The 19,343-nt window shown below is 37.7% G+C and carries 15 protein-coding genes; 8 read left to right on the top strand and 7 right to left on the bottom strand.

Annotation, left to right across the window (positions count from 1 at the left end):
• Positions 1-293: 293 nt before the first annotated feature.
• On the bottom strand, positions 294-1,052 hold the full coding sequence (locus D5R40_RS21675; RefSeq protein ID WP_124142956.1) for a DUF561 domain-containing protein: 759 nt from the start codon (positions 1,050-1,052) through the stop codon (positions 294-296).
• A gap of 474 nt (positions 1,053-1,526) precedes the next feature.
• Between D5R40_RS21675 and D5R40_RS21670 the strand changes: the two genes are divergently transcribed.
• From D5R40_RS21670 to D5R40_RS37090, 7 genes are all read left to right on the top strand, one after another.
• Entirely contained in the window at positions 1,527-2,861 is a 1,335-nt protein-coding gene (locus D5R40_RS21670) for a cytosine deaminase (protein ID WP_124142957.1), read from the top strand.
• Positions 2,862-4,207: 1,346 nt separating this feature from the next.
• Positions 4,208-5,002, top strand: coding sequence for a phosphotransferase family protein (locus D5R40_RS21665; RefSeq protein WP_124155196.1), 795 nt, complete (start codon positions 4,208-4,210; stop codon positions 5,000-5,002).
• Positions 4,959-5,468, top strand: coding sequence for a phosphotransferase family protein (locus D5R40_RS21660; protein ID WP_124155195.1), 510 nt, complete (start codon positions 4,959-4,961; stop codon positions 5,466-5,468). Before D5R40_RS21665 ends, D5R40_RS21660 begins: the two co-directional genes overlap by 44 nt.
• 266 nt (positions 5,469-5,734) lie before the next feature.
• The gene (locus D5R40_RS21655; RefSeq protein ID WP_124155194.1) at positions 5,735-6,844 is read left to right on the top strand and encodes a T3SS effector HopA1 family protein; all 1,110 of its coding nucleotides are present in this window, start codon (positions 5,735-5,737) and stop codon (positions 6,842-6,844) included.
• Positions 6,845-7,436: 592 nt separating this feature from the next.
• Entirely contained in the window at positions 7,437-7,610 is a 174-nt protein-coding gene (locus D5R40_RS35790) for a hypothetical protein (protein WP_161565039.1), read from the top strand.
• 182 nt (positions 7,611-7,792) lie between these two features.
• On the top strand, positions 7,793-8,239 hold the full coding sequence (locus D5R40_RS21650; protein ID WP_124155193.1) for a nitrogen fixation protein: 447 nt from the start codon (positions 7,793-7,795) through the stop codon (positions 8,237-8,239).
• A 493-nt stretch (positions 8,240-8,732) separates the two neighbouring features.
• Positions 8,733-8,891 (top strand): hypothetical protein, encoded by a 159-nt coding sequence (locus D5R40_RS37090; RefSeq protein WP_192901300.1) that lies wholly within the window; start codon positions 8,733-8,735, stop codon positions 8,889-8,891.
• A gap of 220 nt (positions 8,892-9,111) precedes the next feature.
• Here D5R40_RS37090 and D5R40_RS21645 read toward each other — a convergent pair whose 3' ends face one another.
• The 5 genes from D5R40_RS21645 to D5R40_RS21625 all read right to left on the bottom strand — a co-directional run bounded on the left by D5R40_RS21645 (position 9,112) and on the right by D5R40_RS21625 (position 17,240).
• Complete coding sequence (locus tag D5R40_RS21645) at positions 9,112-9,879, bottom strand: peptidylprolyl isomerase (RefSeq protein WP_124155192.1); 768 nt, start codon at positions 9,877-9,879, stop codon at positions 9,112-9,114.
• A gap of 242 nt (positions 9,880-10,121) precedes the next feature.
• Positions 10,122-12,170 (bottom strand): beta-barrel domain-containing protein, encoded by a 2,049-nt coding sequence (locus tag D5R40_RS21640; RefSeq protein WP_124155191.1) that lies wholly within the window; start codon positions 12,168-12,170, stop codon positions 10,122-10,124.
• Between the two features lie 840 nt (positions 12,171-13,010).
• The gene (locus D5R40_RS21635; RefSeq protein WP_240041633.1) at positions 13,011-14,711 is read right to left on the bottom strand and encodes a peptidase domain-containing ABC transporter; all 1,701 of its coding nucleotides are present in this window, start codon (positions 14,709-14,711) and stop codon (positions 13,011-13,013) included.
• Between the two features lie 47 nt (positions 14,712-14,758).
• Positions 14,759-16,483, bottom strand: coding sequence for a peptidase domain-containing ABC transporter (locus D5R40_RS21630; protein ID WP_124155190.1), 1,725 nt, complete (start codon positions 16,481-16,483; stop codon positions 14,759-14,761).
• Between the two features lie 85 nt (positions 16,484-16,568).
• Positions 16,569-17,240, bottom strand: coding sequence for a helix-turn-helix domain-containing protein (locus tag D5R40_RS21625; protein ID WP_240038756.1), 672 nt, complete (start codon positions 17,238-17,240; stop codon positions 16,569-16,571).
• 1,125 nt (positions 17,241-18,365) lie between these two features.
• Here D5R40_RS21625 and D5R40_RS35785 point away from each other — a divergent pair.
• Positions 18,366-18,515 carry a hypothetical protein gene (locus D5R40_RS35785; RefSeq protein ID WP_161564304.1) on the top strand — a complete coding sequence of 50 codons (150 nt, stop codon included), beginning with the start codon at positions 18,366-18,368 and terminating at the stop codon, positions 18,513-18,515.
• A 286-nt stretch (positions 18,516-18,801) separates the two neighbouring features.
• Here D5R40_RS35785 and D5R40_RS21620 read toward each other — a convergent pair whose 3' ends face one another.
• A complete protein-coding gene (locus D5R40_RS21620) occupies positions 18,802-19,197 on the bottom strand; it encodes a DNA-binding protein (protein WP_205127205.1) in 396 nt (131 codons plus the stop codon).
• Positions 19,198-19,343 lie beyond the last annotated feature (146 nt).

Raw genomic sequence — 19,343 nt, 5'->3', positions numbered from 1 at the left:
AGAACTATCGTATTATGTCGATAAATTGCGCAAATTGTTAACTAAGTCGAAACTCTACAGACATATAGCGCTTTCATTTGAGTAGGGACGTTGCATGCAACATCCCTACAGGGTTATCATTTTTTAATGTGGTTCATTGACCTGAAAACTCTCTAGTAGCTCGTCTAAACTAAAATTGTGAGTAAAACCCAACGCTACGATCCCCCCAACCCCTCTTGGAAAGGGGGGAGAGGTCTATATTTTCTAAAATTTACCCACATTTTCAAGCTAGACAAGCTACTAGGTAAAACTAATTAAACAGACATTGCATCTACTTTGACATAACGAACACTTGCCAAAGCTTCCACCAAACTACGAACCGCAGCTATCATCGCCACTTCATCATTGAGGCGGTTAATAGCAGAACCCACACCAACTCCTGCCGCACCTGCAGCAACAGCTAGTGGAGCAGTTACATTAGAAATACCGGAAGCACACAATACAGGTACAGATACAGCACGAGAAATTTCATAAGCTGCTGCTAGAGTAGGAGCCGCTTTTTCAATTAACCCTAATGTTCCAGGATGAACAGGTTTAGCACTGGTACCACCCTCAGTTTGAATAATATCAGCACCAGCTTTTACTAACTCAGTAGCTAGTTGTACTTGTCGGTCTAGTTCTAAAGTATGGGGAACAGTTACAGAAAGAGTAATATTAGGTAACAGGTCGCGAGTTTGTTGAGTTAACTGCAATACTTCCTCCGCTTCAAAGCGTATACCTTTGGCGTAGAAAGGATCGTAGTTACCAATTTCAATCAAATTAGCTCCTGCTTCTACTGCTGGTAAAAATCTAGTGGGTTCGATGGCAGAAACACAGATGGGCAAGTTAGTTAAACTGCGCGCCATTCTCACTAAATTAGGATCGGCAGCAATATCAACGTAGGTTGCACCACCGAGGGTGGCAGCTTTGACAGTTGCTGCTACTCTGTTTGTATCAAAATTAGTCAAACCACTAATAATTTTTAGAGCTTGGCCATTTTCTAATGCAGTTTGTAATCTAGATTCACTCATCATTGTAGATTAATCCTTTTGCTGATCTTGTTCTCAACATTAATTTTGCCATGGAGACAGCAGTTATCGCTCAAGTTAAAAGTCAAAAGTTTTCAAAAGTCAAAAGTCAAAAGTCAAAAGTCAAAAGTTTTAAGTACAGGACTTACGCAAATTGACTTTTAAACCATCATCTGTAGGGGCGAATGGTATTTGCCCTCGCTATATAGCAATGAGTGCTCATATTTACAACTTCCAGCTCAAAGTGCAGTATTAACAGGACTTACGCATAACCACCTCTCTTGGTAGGGGTTAACAGCCGTTAACCCCTACAAATGGTGTATAATTACCTATTTTGCGTAAGTCCTGATTAAATTAATTTGGCACAAATCAAATATAGCACTACAAGAATTGGGCGCGGACATTTTTCAATCCTAAAACCCTTTTACAGTTTGCTATTCCCTGTTCCCTATATCCCTAGCGCTATATTATTTAGATATTATGAATAATCAACAATTTTCTGTAATTTATGATATTTCTCACTATTGGCTAAAAAATGCTCACATACCTGTATGTCTTCTAGAAACTGATTTTGACATACCTAGTCAAACTAGGGAGGGTTTATCACTGGTGGATATCGAAATTAATGAAGGAGTTATTATACAAGTCGTCTACTCCTTAACACATTTGCCCTCTCCGGAAACTGAGAATATTCCTACTATAGACCTCAAAGGTGGCCAGGTTTGGCCGTGTTTTGTGGATATGCACACCCATCTAGATAAAGGTCATATCTGGATGCGATCGCCTAACTCAGATGGTAGTTTTAATGGTGCTTTGGATGCGGGTGCTAGGGATGCGGAAAAATATTGGAATGCTGAAGATATTTATCGTCGGATGGAATTTGGTTTGAAATGCAGTTATGCTCATGGTACAAAAGCTATTCGGACTCATCTTGTCTGTTTTGGTGAACAGGTAAATATTGGTTTGGAGGTATTTCAAACATTACAAAAAGAGTGGGAAGGTAGATTAATATTACAACCTGTTTCTTTGGTTAGTGGGGATTATTATCTTATTGAAGCTGGAGAAAAATTAGCTGATAAAACTCTTGATATTGGTGGAATATTAGGAGCAGTTTTATACATGAATTCAGACTTGGATAATCAATTGGAGAGGTTATTTAGTCTGGCGAAAGAACGTCAATTAGATTTAGACTTACATACGGATGAAAATGGAGACCCTAATTCTAGAGTTTTATACAAAGTTGCTGAGAAGGCAATTAGTCATCAATTTTCTGGCAAAATTATTTGCGGACATTGTTGTAGTTTGGCGGTACAAACTCTGGAACAAGTAACAGCAACTCTCAAGTTAGTTAAGGAAGCTGGTATTAGTATTGTTAGTCTGCCAATGTGTAATCTTTATCTCCAGAATAGGCAAAATAATCATACTCCGAGATGGCGGGGAGTTACTTTATTACATGAGTTGAAAAAAGAGGGAATTTCTGTTGCTGTGGCGAGTGATAATTGTCGCGACCCTTTTTTTGGATTTGGCGACCATGATGTTTTGGAAGTGTTTAATATGTCAGTGAGAATTGCTCATTTAGATATGCCTTATGGGGATTGGCCTTGTGCTGTTACTAAGACTCCTGCGGATTTAATTGGTTTACCTAATATTGGCAGAATTGGAATTGGATTACCTGCGGATTTAATTCTGTTTAAAGGTAGGAATTTTAGCGAACTTTTATCACGACCTCAACATGACAGAGTTGTTTTGAGAAATGGTCAAATTATTGATACAACTTTACCCGATTATTGTGAATTAGATAGTTTATTTGAATAGGAGGAAAATTTACGGGAGTAATAGGAGGAAAATTTACGGGAGCAAGATGCTCCCACTGCTAAACAATTGAATTTTGACAGATGTAGGTTGGGTTGACGTAGGAAACCCAACACAAATAGTCCTAGTAGTAGACGCTCCACAGCTAAAACTGTGCATTAGCTTTTAACTTGAAATTCTTACTTTTGAATGCATGACTTTTGACTTTTGAATTGAATCTAATGCACCATTGAATAAGTCTCAGTCTACTACTGGACTGACACAGCTAAAATGGTGCAATAAGTGTAGGTTGGGTTGAGGGACGTTAGCGGAGCTTATCCGTTAGGATAAACCCAACATTAGTAAGGTTTTGTTGGGTTTCACTGCCGTTCAACCCAACCTACATTTTTAGGCGTGTCAGTCTACTACAAACTTGAGACAGATACCTATCTTTGTTGGGTTTCCTTTGCTCCGCAACGCTTACGCGAACGTCAACCCAACCTACTGGACTGTTTCATCTTAAATGTTGCAATAGGAAATTTTTAAGAGATAACTTCCTCTATAGGACTTACGCAGATACGCTATATATAGTACTCATAACTATTGTCCAATAGTTACTGGACTCTATACACAGTGTCTTTGCGTAAGTCCTGCTCTAGCTACAATGGCAAATCTAATGCACTATTTTAGGTGAAACAGTCCACTACAGTATTATAATTAGGTAGATATTAGTATTTTAATTCTCTTTAAAGGTAGAAATTTTAGCGAACTTTTATCACGGTCTCAACATGATAGAGTGGTATTAATAAATGGTGGAGTTATTAATACAAATTAACCTGATTATTGTGAATTAGATAGTTTGTTTTCTGGATAGTAACTTGTCAATTATTTTCAACATCAGCAATAGCTAAAAAAAAGACATAATTGTAGAAGTTATGTCAGAATATGGCCGATCGCTCAAAAAGACATAATTTTAGCAGTTATGTCTTTTTTTTATCTCAAAATACTAGCGATTTTATAAAAAATAGGAGGGTGAATCTCATATTTGCAAAAATACTTTTTTTACTATATATATATTCCCTGTTCCCTGTTCCCAGCTCCGGTGTTCCCTAAAAGCGATAATTTTTTGGCTTTATTCACGCATTGAGATGCACCCAAATAGGAATATAGTCAGGACTGACGAAATTAACCTTTAAAACGCCATATTTAGGGGAGAATGCCATTTGCCCTCACTCGAAGTTAAAGACATAATTGTGTTAGTTATATCTGTTTTATTTGAGTAAAATTCTTGTCAGTTTACTCAAATTTTGACAGTATTAAGTAGTTAGATACTGACTGATAATTTATAACTTAATGAGAGGTTAGTTTAAATGAAATTTGTTTTAAACTCTCAAAATGTCTATGACTATTTAGTAGAAAATGGTTTATGCGATTCGCTACAGGAAGCGGAGCAATATCCCTCGCAGACATCTCAGAGTAATATTGAGCGAATTACTGCTAAAAATTTTAATTTATTAGTGACTTTGCCAGATGGTCGAAAACTACTTGTTAAACAAGAACAATATAATTCTCAAGGAGAAACTGCAGGTGAATTGTTTGGGGAATGGCGAATCCAAAAATTTTTACGGACATTTCCCGAACTTGACCATTGGCGTCTCTTTCTACCAGAGTTGTTACATTACGACGCCGAGAAATCTATTATGGTCTCTACTTACCTGGATAGTTATCGGGATTTAAGTGATTTCTATTCCAAGGAAAACAACTTCCCTACAAAAGTTGCTGCTGAAATCGGTAGTTATTTGGCGACGGTTCACCGCGATACTTGGAATCAGAAAAATTATCGGGAGTTCTTTGCTAGTGAAGTTGTTCGTGCTAAACCTGAAGTATCACCACTTTTGGTGCAGAGTCTTGAAAGGATAGGGCCAGAAATTTTTGGTATCGCTCCTGTAGATGGGTTGAGATTTTTTACCCTTTATCAACGATATGACAGTTTAGGGCAAGCGATCGCTCAACTTCGCGAGACTTTATCTCCCACTTGTCTGACTCACAATGACCTGAAACTAAATAATATTCTCGTTGCTCAAGAGTGGGAAAATTCTAGTGGGAATATTGTGCGGTTGATTGATTGGGAGAGGTCTAGTTGCTCAAGAGTGGGAAAATTCTAGTGGGAATATTGTGCGGTTGATTGATTGGGAGAGGTCTAGTTGGGGAGACCCTGCTTTTGATTTGGGAACAGCGATCGGCAGCTATCTGCAAATGTGGTTGGGTAGTTTGGTTATTAGTAATTCTCTCTCCATTGAAGAATCTCTCAAACTTGCCACTACACCTCTAGAATTACTTCAACCTTCTATTGCTGCTTTAGCTCTAGCTTATTTTGACACTTTCCCAGAAATTGTGGAATATCGTCCAGATTTTTTGAGGCGAGTAGTACAGTTTGCGGGTTGGGGTTTGATGACAGGAATTTTGTCAATGGTTCAATATCAAAAGACTTTTAATAATACCGGTATTGCTATGCTTCAGGTTGCCAAAGCATTATTATGTCGCCCAGACTCATCAATGTCTACAATTTTTGGTGTTGCTATTGAAGAAGTATTCAGGAGTCAGAATTCAGAATTCAGTACGCTCAGTTAGACTGCTTAAACTCAGAGTATGAAAAGGATTCAGCAATACGTCGTAACGCACCATTGCATAAGTATCAGAGTCAGTAGAGTGTGTGATACAGCTTAAATTTAGAGTATGAAAAGGATTCAGCAATCCGTCGTAACGCACCATTGCATAAGTATCAATCCACTACAATCATACTTCTTCCTTCCTTCCTTCCTTCCTTCCTTCCTTCCTTCTTTCCTTCTTCCTTCTTCCTTCTTCCTTCTTCCTTAAAAAAACGAGGTTTAAAAATTATGCAATTACTTGAGTTTCCATCCCATCACTTCCCTACTGGAGTAACTGGACGATTAACAGAAGTTTTATCAGACATTGTTGAGAGGGTAGAAATTTCCTCTGATTTTTGTATTCGTCATCCTGAGTACAAACCTTTAGATTTGCCTGCTGAGGTAGTTGCTCGTTTTCAAGCTTTACCAACACAAATGCGGGATAAATATCTGAGTCTACAATTGCGTAGTTTTCTCTATGGTATCTATTACAATGGTTCGATGCAAACTTCCCTAGCATTGGATAGTGAGGAAAATAGTCGCCCATTAGATTTGGAGAATAATACTTTTCTTGGGGTAGAAATGGAATTTTATCTTCAGTTAGATGAAAGTAATAGGGGGGAGGGGTATTTTGATTCTGGTTGGTCGGTTTTGAGAGAGGAAACCGATGGTACTTTAGCTGTTACTAAGAATGGTTTGCGACTACATATTGAACGAGAAAAGCATCTTCAAGAATCTCATAAAGCTGCTGTTGTAGGGGATTCGGTAGCGATTCTGATGCCTAAGAATTTGGTGCAAAATGGTTTCTATATGGCGGTTGGCAATTTGGGTACTCAGAGTAAGGTAGAGTCGGAAAGTCAATCTGGAACAGTGCGAGTTTATTTTAATGTTACTCCTGAAGGTGCAGTAGCAGTCATGGGTAGTTTGACAGAGAAATTAAATCAGGTTGCTGTTCCTTTCAGTTTTAAAGTCTTGTATAATCCTGCTGATTATGAGCGCTACGATTCTGGGGTGCTTTATTTTGATAAGGGTGATTATGATTTAGTGAGGCAAGTTTTGTCGGATGTTTATGGAGAGAATAAATCCTATTTTCAATCAGAAATACCTTTATTTACGATGGAGTTGGCACCTGGTTTAGGATTAGCTGAAGAACCAGACAAAAAATTTGCTAGTCAGGAAAGTTTTGGTATGAATAGGTGTCAGATTATAGCAAATGGATTATTGACAGCTTGGCAACAGGGGGATAATTCGACAGAGGGAAAAATGAGGGCGATTTTGGAACAGTTTTCTTTATTAGGGATTGATTTGCAGCGTCCTTATTTGAATGCTAATTCCGAGGATATTTATAGGAAATTATAGTCCCTGTAGGTTGGGTTAAGCGATAGCGAACCCAACAGTAACTTATAAAGATTAACTTTTAGACCAGGCTAATTACTTATATGTCAGGACTTACGCATGAGGTACGAAAAACTAGGATTTGAGATTGCTTTCCATTCCGGAATGCTCCGCAAACTTTGTTGGTCGCAATGACGAAAATAGGTTGTACTGCGTGAGTCCTATATATGTTGGGTTTCGTTCCTCAACACAACCTACACTATTTTTAATAATTTTTCAGTTACAGTACTTTTCATTTGAGTAGACCAAAAAGTAGGGACGTTGCATGCAACGTCCCTACAGGTTTATCATTACCATCAGAAAATCAAAAAAGACTTAATCATCTTATTTATTTGTTCAATAATTATCTATTTATATCAAATTAAATGTTTTTTAATTCTTTTTTGATCAATAGCAATAATTATTTATCTGAAAATCGAGACATAATTGTGTTAGTTATATGCAATTTTAAGTTGTTCAAGCTATGGTAAATAGAATAAAATTCTGGCAATAATATAAATAGAAAGAGACAAAAGCAAGTCTGATACCAAATCAACAATTAATGAGGAAAGTTAAAATGGCTAATATCAAGATTACAGAATTAAATTCTGAACTAATGACCGAAGCTATTGCCAACGCTCAAGCACGTCGCAATAACTTTATTTCGGAACTCTCTGAAGAAGAAGCAGCAGAAGTTTTAGGTGGTATTATTTTTCGTGTTCCATTTCTAGGAATAACCTTCGACTTCTAATAGATAAAATAATGTAGAGAGGTTTCATGGAACCTCCCTACAACAGTTTAAGAAAAGGTTTATGTAACTTCTGGAGAGATTTAATAAGAATACACTTCAGATAATAACCAACAATTGTAATCAAATTGTAATTAAGTAGTAAAAAAGCATTTGCTTAATATTGTTCCCTAGAGGCACCTTCAATGGAAAATGTTACTAACAACAAGACAACTCTTTGCCCTAGTGCGCGACCAGAAATGCAAGATAGTCAAGTATTTGGGATTATCAGTGGAACTGTAGACAAACCTCGTCTAGCTTATCTCAAGCAACCACTACCTGTCACCGAGGAAGTAATGGCTTTATCTGGTTCGGTGACACCAACAGAAGTGTTTAGAACTACAGCTCCCTGTGCAGAGAAAAAGTGTCAACATTTTGATGGAGCAAATTGTCGGTTGGCAATGCAAGTTGTAGAAAATTTGCCCACTGTAGTTGAGCAACTACCACCCTGTTCCATACGTACCAACTGTCGATGGTGGAAACAAGAAGGCAAAGCAGCTTGTATGCGTTGCCCCCAAGTGATTTCAAGTAACTATACTTCCTCAGAAGTAATTAAACAGGTAGCAAAACCTTTTGATAGAAGCGATAGATAATTAATAATTTCAGAAATTCACGAGTCAATCACGTCCTTACTTCAGTCAAAAGACTGTATCTGTCGGTTGGGTTAAGTGTTCTTCAAAACCCAACAAAAACTTATATCTTTTGGTTTTTTTCCGTACAACCTAAACTATAAACTATTTGAATAATAACTTTTCAGTTCAGCCCCATCAACTGGGGCTATTTTTTTGTGCCTTTTATTGTGGTTCAATACCATCAGAAAATCAAAAAAGACATAATTGTGTTAGTTATTTCTTCAATAATTATCTGCTTAGATTAAATTAACTTTCTTTTAGCTAGTTTTTACTCAATATAGACGATTATTTCTCTAAAAATAGAGACATAATTGTGTTAGTTAGATGTAGTTTTAAGTTGTTAAAACCCTTGCATTTATAGGAAAGGTTAGGCAATAATATAAATGGAAAGAGACAAAAGCAAGTCTAATTCCAAATCAACAACAACTAATTTTACTTAAGGATCAACTGAAAAATGGCTAATATTAACATCTCTGATTTACATCCTACTGGTGCTGACTTGTTCTTAGATTCTGAAAGCTATCTCCATGATTTGAATGAGCAAGAAATGACGAATACATTAGGTGGATGGTATGTCCATTTGATCAGGACTACAATTTGCTTTGGGAGTTAACTGCTGACTAAAACCTGTAGAAAGTAGTAGAGTCTGATTTATATCCACAAGATCCAATAACTAATTTTGTCAGGTTTAATATCTTTCTCACAAAATTCTATAGCTGTTCAATTGAACAGCTATAGATAGTAAGAAAGTCAGATTTATCGCATAGATTTATTCAGAAAAAAAATAGTTCCCTAGATTGTTAGGGAACTATTTTTTGATAATTGTTTCTTATTTAAGAAGCATTTTTGGCAGTGAGTTCACCAATCTGAATATTGGTAAGAGATTTGAATTGAGTAACCGCTCTATTTATCCATTCATCAAATAGATCGGCAGCAATTTTATTACGAAGCCAATTATCCAATTGCCGTTCAATAATTTCCTCTACAAAAACTAAATGTACTCCCTTAGAAGTCACAATAGGTTTAATCATCTGGGGAGGTTTGGCTGCAAAAACAGCCGCAGAAATTTCTGGTTTCAAGTCCTTACGATATAATATTCCTCGATATCCTCCTTTACGACGTAACTCTTTATTCTCAATGTATTGATGGGCTACATCATAGAAACTCGTTTCTCCTTCTTGAATCGCATAGAATAATTCCATCGCTAAATCTTCATCATCCAAGACTACTTCATACACCACCACCCCAGCATAATCTAATTGATGTTCATAAAAGTATGGCTCAATCTTATCTGCAAACAGATGAATAGCTAATTTTGTAGACAAGCCATGATTGTAAACCACTTCTTCAAAATCGTCTAAAGACAGATTATTTTGTTTCATCCAAGCCCAGGTATCCTCTGTACTAAGAAGTTTATACATTTTTCGGTATTTGTCGGCCATTTCTTGCAATTCTTCAACTTCTAGCTTGATTTCAGCCTCTTTTATCCCATTTGCTATTACTTTACGGGTAATGATTCCTTCTATAATCTCAGAGGTTTTTAGAGATAGTTTAACTTGTTGCAGAATATCTTCAGTTGTAATAGTGATACCTTGTGACATGATTTTTTTCCTATTAATTAAAACAAATGAGTATCAAGAGCCATCTTTAGATGACTTCTAAGTAATGTGTAATGTGAGCGTCTCTGTAATGGAAAGAGACAGAATGTTTTCACCAAGGGAGGAGGATGCTCCCACTGGTCAAAAACTAGATTTTGGCAAAGCAACAATGACAATTCCTAATTTCTCCAGTGCTAGAATTACAGTTCAAAACATTAAAACCAGATACAAAATAATCTCAACCTCTACAACTCTAAACCTCCTTTTTGTAATTTTTTAAACGGATCAAGAACAAAATCAATCAGACGCCGCTGACGCACAACAACTTCTGCCGTTGCTGTATCTCCAGGACGCAAAGCAATACACTCATTAGCACTGGGAATACAAGTCTGATTCAATTCAATTTCTAACTCATAAATTGCTATATTCCCCTGAGGAGTTTCCTGCATTTGTGAAGTAGGAGAAATCTTTTTTAATGTTCCCTCTACTACACCATAATCCTGAAAAGGATAAGCGTCAAATTTCATTTTGACCTCCATTCCTTTCTTTAATGAACCACTTTCTGAAGTTGCCATTTCTGCCTTCAAAAAAAGATTTTTACCTTGTGGTGATACTTCTACAATCATTTCTCCTTGTTGCACGACATCTCCCACTCCTTCAATGGGCAAATTAAAAATAGTACCTCCTTGTTGCGCTCTAACTACTCGTTGCTCCAATTCAAAATTTAAAGAATCAATCTCTTTTTTTGTCTGAGAAATTTCACCCTGAGCGCTAATAATTTGACTATCCATATTCTTAAGTTGTTCTTTGATTTTTGACATGGCAATATCTCCAGAATGAGTAATTGTTTGAGAACTATTTTCTTGTTCTGTTAAACGTAATTCTGCTTGCTCAATATCTGCTTTTGCTTGATTAATTGTTCTTTCATAACTACTCTTTTGTTCTGTTAAACGTAATTCAGCTTGTTTAATATCAGCGTCTGCTTGATTAATAATTCTTTCATAACTACCTTTTTGCTCTGCTAAACGTAACTCTGCTTGCTCAATATCTGCCTCAGCTTGATTAATAGTTCTTTGATAACTACCTTTTTGTTCTGCTAAACGTAATTCTGCTTGCTCAATATCTGCTTCTGCTTGATGAATAACCCGGTCGTAACTACCTTCTTGCTCTTCTATTCTTAGTTTTGCTTGTTCCCGGTCTGCTTGACTTTGTTCCCATATTCTTTGTCTTTCTTCTCCTATATCTTCCTTTTCAACTACCTGAATTTCTGTCACTGCACCTTGCTCCCAAAGATTACGATAACGTTCAACTTCTCTGAGGGCTTTTTGCCAGCGAATTTCTGATAATTTATAAGCAGTATTACTATCTTCTAACTGCTGTTTTGCTTGATTAACTTGAGCTGATTTTTCTTCCCTTTGTAAATTTAATATTCTTCTAGCAGCTTCTAAATTTTGTTGTGCTTGATGAACTTGTGCTAATTTTTCTTCTCTTTGTAAATTTAACGTTCTTCTAAGAGCTTCAAGATTTTGTTGTGCTTGATGAACTTGAGCTAATTTTTCTTCTCTTTGTAAATTTAATGTTCTTCTCAGAGCTGCAAGATTTTGTTCTGCTTGATGAACTTGAGCTAGCTTTTCTTCTTCCTGTAAATTATAGGTCGTATTCAGAGAGTGAAAGTTGCGTCGTGCTTGCTCTACCTGAGCTACTTTTTCTAATGTTTGGGATTGATTTTGTCGTTCTTGAGTACGAAGTTCTATTTCTAATTGACTTTTTTGTTGTTCAATTTTACTGAGTCTATTTTGTTGACTTTGCAGTTGAATATTAAGTTGAGCAAGTCGGTCGCGAATAGGGCGAGATTCTAATTCTATTAAAATATCTCCAGCTTCAATTTTGTCTCCTTCTTTAACATAAACTTTTTCAACTTTTGCCGTTTGTGTATATACTGTTGCAGCCGTAAAAGTTAAATTTAACTCTTGTTTAAGAGTACCACCTTGAGGTTCTAAACGCCCTCTAGCAGTACCAGTTTCATCTACTCTAGAAAACATTCCCCAGGGAAGAGCGATCGCTACAAATATTATTAAAAGATATAGTAATCCTCGGGTCCAACGTTGGGGTAAAGCATCTAATAATTCTTTAGTAGCAAAAGACCAATCATCAACAGATTTTTTTGTATCTAGTTTTGTCATTTCTGGCTCAGAAATTTTGGAGTTATTTAAACTTTTTTCTAGTGTTACTAAGTCAGTGTCTAAAGGTTTATGACCGTTTGATTCTACAGTTAAATTGAATTGTTGTGGCATGATTTTTATCAGTTATTAATTATCAGTTGTTAGAACTTTGTAGGTTTGGTTGAGGAACCGAAACCCAACACACACTTACCGAATAATTAATAATTAATAATTAAATAATTCGCGCCTTGAAGCCTCCCCTTTTAAGGGGAAAAAAAAGAAATAATATTTCCTTATATTTAATCAAGAACGGTTTTAACCAGAGGTAATTATCAATTATCCATTATCAATTAATGAAGGTTGTTGGGTTGCGCTATCGCTTAACCCAACCTACTACTTTTTTCTAGTTTTATTAAGTCAGTCTCTAAAGGTTTATGACCGTTTGATTCTGCAGTTACGTTGAATTGTTGTGGCATAATTTTCCTAATAATTGTGTTTTTTGTTAAATATAGGGAATAGGAGGGGACTTTGTAGGTTGGGTTGAGGAACGAAACCCAACATATACATTTTGCCCTTTGTCGGTTGGGTTGAGGAACCCAAACCCAACAGATACATTTTGCCCTTTGTCGGTTGGGTTGAGGAACCCAAACCCAACAGATACATCAGGAACAAAATCCAACAAATACTTACGGTTGTTGGATTTTGCCCTTTGTCGGTTGGGTTGAGGAACCCAAACCCAACAGATACATCAGGAACAAAATCCAACAAATACTTACGGTTGTTGGATTTTGCCCTTTGTCGGTTGGGTTGAGGAACCCAAACCCAACAGATACATCAGGAACAAAATCCAACAAATACTTACGGTTGTTGGGTTGCGCTATCGCTTAACCCAACCTACTACTTTTGACTTTTCATTTGAAACCCTAACATCTTACTTTTGACTTTTGAATTTTGACTTTTGAATTTGAAATTTTAACTTTCCAATTGTTGGCGATTCAGATAATAATAATGTCCCCGTTTCGCCATCAATTCTTCATGATTTCCCTGCTCAATTAACACCCCCCTATCCAACACTAAAATTACATCAGCTTTTCTCACAGTAGATAAACGGTGAGCAATAATTAACGTAGTGCGACCCTGGAGAATACTATTCAAATTTGTCTGAATAATACGCTCCGACTCAACATCCAAATGAGAAGTCGCCTCATCAAAAACCAATAAACGAGGATTTCCCAACAAAGCACGAGCGATCGCTAATCTTTGCCGTTGACCACCAGACAACAAACCCCCACCTTCGCCAATCTGAGTTTCATAACCCATCGGCAACCTTTGAATAAATTCATCAGCACCAGCTAACTTTGCTGCTCCTACAATATCCTCAAGAGTTGCAGAGGGATGAGCAATAGTCAGATTTTCCCGAATAGTGCCACCAAATAAAAAAGTATCCTGGTCAACCACACCTACTTTGTTGCGCACGGATGGCAACGAAATCGTCGTTATATCATAACCATCAATCAAAATTTTACCATCAGTAGGCGGATATAACCCCAAAACCAACTTAGAAATCGTTGTTTTCCCAGACCCAGAACGCCCCACTAAAGCCACAGTTTGTCCCGCTTTTACCTCAAAACTCAAATTTTCCAAAACATTAATATCGCTTTCTGGGTGGTAACGGAAAGTCACATTATCAAAAATAATATTACCCTGTAACTCTACCAAATACTGACGCCCTTCTGATTGTAAATCTTCCTCTGGTTCAGTATCAATCACATCATTAATGCGCTCCACCGCAATAATTACCTCCTGTAATTGATTCCACAAAACCGTCAGTCGCTGAAAAGGACTAATCACAGTGCCAATCAACATATTAAAAGCCACCAACTGTCCAATAGTTAACTCCCCTTGAATAACCAACCATGCTCCAAACCAGAGTAAACCCGTCGTTACCAACGATTCAATAGTTAAACTGAATATTTGCAGTCGGTTGCTAATCACCTGTCCAGAAAAGTTTTTTCTAATTGACTTATTCAGAAATTCCTCCCATCGCCAGCGTACTGTTTGCTCAACTGCTAGAGACTTGACAGTACTTACACCAGTCAGGGATTGAATCAGATAACTACTTTCTTCAGCTAGAGCAGCAAATATTTCTCTAGAGATTTTTTGTAGGAAAGGTGTGGCAATAAGTGCTAATAAAAAAAACGGTGGCACAATAACCAATGCTAGTAAAGCCATTTTCCAACTATACCAGAACATTAGTCCTAAATAAATGAAAACTGTCAGCAAGTCCAACACAATAGAAAGAGCTTCCCCAGTGAGGAAATTCTCAATTTTCCGATTTTCTTGAACCCGAGCAATAATATCCCCCACATAACGAGACTCGAAAAAACTCATGGGTAGTCGGAATGTGTGACGAATAAACCCCACAATCATTGCCAAATGTACTTTATTAGCAGTGTGGTCGAGCAGATATTGTCGCAAACCAGTCATTGCCACCCTGAATAAACCAAAGATGACTAAACCTAATCCCACTGCGGTTAGAGTTAGAGTGCTACCTTGAACAACTACCCGGTCTAGTAGTAGTTGAGTAAATAGAGGTGTAATTAATCCAAATATCTGAATTAGTAGAGAAGTGATAAATACTTCCAGTAGCACTTGTCCATGAGGACTGACCAACTCAAAGAATTGCCAGAAAGGAGTAGTGGAATTTTTGAGTTGTTTGATTAAAGCAGTCGGTTGCTAATCACCTGTCCAGAAAAGTTTTTTCTAATTGACTTATTCAGAAATTCCTCCCATCGCCAGCGTACTGTTTGCTCAACTGCTAGAGACTTGACAGTACTTACACCAGTCAGGGATTGAATCAGATAACTACTTTCTTCAGCTAGAGCAGCAAATATTTCTCTAGAGATTTTTTGTAGGAAAGGTGTGGCAATAAGTGCTAATAAAAAAAACGGTGGCACAATAACCAATGCTAGTAAAGCCATTTTCCAACTATACCAGAACATTAGTCCTAAATAAATGAAAACTGTCAGCAAGTCCAACACAATAGAAAGAGCTTCCCCAGTGAGGAAATTCTCAATTTTCCGATTTTCTTGAACCCGAGCAATAATATCCCCCACATAACGAGACTCGAAAAAACTCATGGGTAGTCGGAATGTGTGACGAATAAACCCCACAATCATTGCCAAATGTACTTTATTAGCAGTGTGGTCGAGCAGATATTGTCGCAAACCAGTCATTGCCACCCTGAATAAACCAAAGATGACTAAACCTAATCCCACTGCGGTTAGAGTTAGAGTGCTACCTTGAACAACTACCCGGTCTAGTAGTAGTTGAGTAAATAGAGGTGTAATTAATCCAAATATCTGAATTAGTAGAGAAGTGATAAATACTTCCAGTAGCACTTGTCCATGAGGACTGACCAACTCAAAGAATTGCCAGAAAGGAGTAGTGGAATTTTTGAGTTGTTTGATTAAAGCAGTAGGTTGTAGGAGTAGGGTGTAACCAGTCCAACAGTCTTTAAATTCTGGGTAAGTGAGATGGCGTTGACCAATAGCAGGGTCAGCAATAATCACCTGTTTAGAGGTAATTTCATAGACCACTACATAATGTTTACCTTCCCAGTGAGCGATCGCTGGTAATTTTTGTTTAGCTAGTTGGTCAAGACTTGCTTTTACTGGTCTGGTGGAATATCCGATACTTTCTGCTGCTGCAGATAATCCTCGCAGTGAAGCACCATTACGGTCTACGTTAGCAATATCTCGCACCCGGTTGACGCTGAAATTTTTGCCCCAGTAACGAGCCACCATAACTAAACAAGCGGCACCACAGTCAGAACCGCTTTGTTGAGCAAAGAAGGGATAGCGTCTGGTAATGCGCTGCCAGAGATGACCTACTCGTTGGGTGGGACTAGGGAAATAAGCTTTGTTAATGGTTTTTTGTGGTTTTACCTCTGGTTGCCGATATTCAGTTATGTTCGCTTCTGGCAGATTTTCATCAGAGGAATGGGCAGTTTCTGGCTCACCTTTTTTTTGTAGAGAATCGAGTTTGAGAGCAACTTGATGAAGATGTTCTCGGATTTCCGGGTGTTTTTGAATTAGTGGAAGAAGAGTTTCTCCAGGGAGATAGGAAAGTTTGAGGTTTACTGATGCTCTTGCTGAGTAGGGTTGAAAGGAATGATTAGGAAATAGAGTAGATTCCCCAAATGAAGCTCCTGCATTGAGGGTAGTAATTAATTCTCCCTGACTATCCAATAGTCTAACTTTGCCCACAGTTACAATATATATTCCTGGTTGAGCATCTGCTGTTTCCCAAAATAGACCGACTTTTGGTGTTAAGTATTCTGTAGTTTTAAAGCAATTTTCTATTTCTTTTTGTGAAAGTTGATATCCCAAGACATCAGTAAGCTGCCCCTGAGTCAAAGCAGGAGTAGATGCATTTTGAACCATAACTCAAAATTTTATTTACTATTAGTTATTAAAAGTGTGGAAACTTAATATTTTCAGGGACGGGTTATAGCAACCGCTAAGACCCTTAGAACGTAGACTGATGATGAAACCAGACAGGGAAATCTTTTCCCTCCTGTTCCCTGTTCCCTGTTCCCTCTCTTGGTGCGCGTTCCCTTGCGTCTGTCGCCGACGCGGGGTCGCACCGCTGTTCCCTGTTCCCTCGTATAAGATTTTGGTCTGAGTTCAGATCGCGAATCACAATATTTTTCCCATTAACATCTTGACCAGACATTTCTTCAGCTTTCGTTGGTTTTGGTCTGGTCGATAAACCCATTTGTTTGAGTAAGCGGTTAATATGGCGATCGCTCAATTGTATGCCAAATTCTTTTGCTAAATGTTTACCTAACCAATTAGCAGTCCACCGCTGGAATACATAACCAAATTCCTTGGGACTATTAGTTACTAACTCTTTCAAGCGTTCTAAATATTCTTCGTTAACTTCTTGGGGGCGACCTATGGGATGATTGTTCCATTGGTGAGCTTGACCAGATTTAGCAACAAGTATCCAATGTCTAGCGGTACCAGGAGAACAACCTATAGCTTTACAGATTTGACTTTGGCTTTTGCCTTCATCTGCTAGTAGCATGATTTCTATTCTCTGGCGATATTGCCACGACAACTTATCATCTAGATTTTTTTCTAGAAGTTTACGCTGAAAAGATGTTAAGCACTTTCCATGGACATCTGATTTACTCATTTTGACTTGCGAGTTTGAGCGATCGGACAACATAGGTTTTATAGTTATTTATTTATAACTCCAGTGTTTCTTGGAGTAAAGATATTTCTCAGCTACAGTTACTTATGCAATTTTGTCTTTTTAATTGGAAAAAGTAGACCACAGTAGGGGCAAATGGCCATTTGCCCCTACTGGTAGATTTTTTTCTAGAAGTTTACGCTGAAAAGATGTTAAGCACTTTCCATGGACATCTGATTTACTCATTTTGACTTGCGAGTTTGAGCGATCGGACAACATAGGTTTTATAGTTATTTATTTATAACTCCAGTGTTTCTTGGAGTAAAGATATTTCTCAGCTACAGTTACTTATGCAATTTTGTCTTTTTAATTGGAAAAAGTAGACCACAGTAGGGGCAAATGGCCATTTGCCCCTACTGGTAGATTTTTTTCTAGAAGTTTACGCTGAAAAGATGTTAAGCACTTTCCATGGACATCTGATTTACTCATTTTGACTTGCGAGTTTGAGCGATCGGACAACATAGGTTTTATAGTTATTTATTTATAACTCCAGTGTTTCTTGGAGTAAAGATATTTCTCAGCTACAGTTACTTATGCAATTTTGTCTTTATTAATTGAAAAGTAGACCACAGTAGGGGCAAATGGCCATTTGCCCTACAGGATTTTTGTTGTGACGTGAGGTCAGAGATCGGCAAAAGCGCTGTAAAATTCAGACAACGCCAGATTGTTTCTTCTCTCCTAAATAAATAAACGCTTTCTTCCTTCTTCGCTTATAATAATTGTTAAGATTTTTGAAAGCAGTCGTCATTTTTCTAATTTTCTTAGGTTATTATATAAATCCCGATAATTACTGGTAAAAAAACTTTCTCTTTCTCTTCTCCTTTCTTCTCTCCTGACTCCTGACTGCTATACGTCGCCAATCCGACGGCTCCCCTACCTGACTCCTTCGTCGTTTATTTATAACTGTTCAACCGGACATGATATTATTGCAGCGTTGGAAGATTGGCAAAAGACTAAATAGAGTTTGAGGAGTCAGAAATCAGGATAAAACCGGATTTATTTTCATTCAAGAAATTTCGTGGATCAACCCGGTTTCTAGGTAAGTCCTATGGGTGGTGGTGCATAGTAATGGTAGAGAGAGTGTGGGGAGATGGCGACCCACCCCTAACCCCGACCGTGGAGGGGAGTATGGGAGAAATTAAAAAATATATATCTTCACCAAAACCCATGCAGGACTACCGTCCTATGTATATAATATCTTATATCAAATCCGGTTGAATATTTTTTATATAGTTGTGAGAGTAGGAGACCCACCCCTAACCCAACCCACCCCTAACCCTCCGGTGGAGGGGAATAGGGGGGATTGAAGGCTTGAAGTATAGTTATAAACATATACTATATAACCGGATTCTATATTAGACATCTCCACCAAAAGAGTGAGTAGGCAGCTTTGCTGTAGGCAGTAGGGAACCCACCCCTCGCCCCTCCCCCTCCACCGGAGGGGAAATAATTGATAATTTATGTGTGAGAATTGATTTGATTTTTGATTTTTACCAGATGTCTATTAGTTATCATCATCGTCATCGTCGTCATCATCATCATAGTCATCATCTGACCGAATATTAATTACACTTCCATCTTGGCGAGTAATAGAATAAGCATCAAAATCATCATCGTCGTACTCTCCTACTACTGTTACTTGCTCTCCCACTGATAAGTTTGTGAGTTCCCGATCGTCAGTATCAACTAAAATTTGTCCTGTGCCATCATCAAGCATAAATTCATCACCCGAAATTCCTATGACTTGCCCGGAAATAATCGCATTGTCACCACGTTGTAATTCTCCTATGGGAGTTTGAGCAAGAGTAGGGGTGACAATGACAATTGAGAAAAAACTTATATAAGCAGCGATCGCTCCTGTTAAACTTTTTGCATCCCTACCAACTTTAATAAAATTCATGGTAATTAACCTATTATATCATGTCCGGTAGCATCGGTCTTGTATAGCAAAGGTAAGGAAGAAGGAAGAAGGAAGAAGGAAGAAGAAAGAGGGAAGAGGGAAGAAGGCTACCCTCGCAAGAAAAAACCATCATTTCCTGTAGATAT

The sequence above is a fragment of the Okeania hirsuta genome, assembly GCF_003838195.1.
Lineage (GTDB): Bacteria > Cyanobacteriota > Cyanobacteriia > Cyanobacteriales > Microcoleaceae > Okeania > Okeania hirsuta.
The sequence above is the reverse complement of the archived record's forward strand: the minus strand, read 5'-3'. Positions and strand labels throughout refer to the sequence as shown.

Excerpts from the sequence above, each read along its gene's own strand:
- D5R40_RS35785 (WP_161564304.1), top strand. The coding sequence starts at position 18,366 with ATGGTAGAGAGAGTGTGGGGAGATGGCGACCCACCCCTAACCCCGACC.
- D5R40_RS21650 (WP_124155193.1), top strand. The coding sequence starts at position 7,793 with ATGGAAAATGTTACTAACAACAAGACAACTCTTTGCCCTAGTGCGCGA.
- D5R40_RS21665 (WP_124155196.1), top strand. The coding sequence starts at position 4,208 with ATGAAATTTGTTTTAAACTCTCAAAATGTCTATGACTATTTAGTAGAA.
- D5R40_RS37090 (WP_192901300.1), top strand. The coding sequence starts at position 8,733 with ATGGCTAATATTAACATCTCTGATTTACATCCTACTGGTGCTGACTTG.
- D5R40_RS21640 (WP_124155191.1), bottom strand. The coding sequence starts at position 12,170 with ATGCCACAACAATTCAATTTAACTGTAGAATCAAACGGTCATAAACCT.
- D5R40_RS35790 (WP_161565039.1), top strand. The coding sequence starts at position 7,437 with ATGGCTAATATCAAGATTACAGAATTAAATTCTGAACTAATGACCGAA.
- D5R40_RS21625 (WP_240038756.1), bottom strand. The coding sequence starts at position 17,240 with ATGAGTAAATCAGATGTCCATGGAAAGTGCTTAACATCTTTTCAGCGT.
- D5R40_RS21675 (WP_124142956.1), bottom strand. The coding sequence starts at position 1,052 with ATGATGAGTGAATCTAGATTACAAACTGCATTAGAAAATGGCCAAGCT.
- D5R40_RS21620 (WP_205127205.1), bottom strand. The coding sequence starts at position 19,197 with ATGAATTTTATTAAAGTTGGTAGGGATGCAAAAAGTTTAACAGGAGCG.
- D5R40_RS21670 (WP_124142957.1), top strand. The coding sequence starts at position 1,527 with ATGAATAATCAACAATTTTCTGTAATTTATGATATTTCTCACTATTGG.
- D5R40_RS21645 (WP_124155192.1), bottom strand. The coding sequence starts at position 9,879 with ATGTCACAAGGTATCACTATTACAACTGAAGATATTCTGCAACAAGTT.
- D5R40_RS21655 (WP_124155194.1), top strand. The coding sequence starts at position 5,735 with ATGCAATTACTTGAGTTTCCATCCCATCACTTCCCTACTGGAGTAACT.
- D5R40_RS21630 (WP_124155190.1), bottom strand. The coding sequence starts at position 16,483 with ATGGTTCAAAATGCATCTACTCCTGCTTTGACTCAGGGGCAGCTTACT.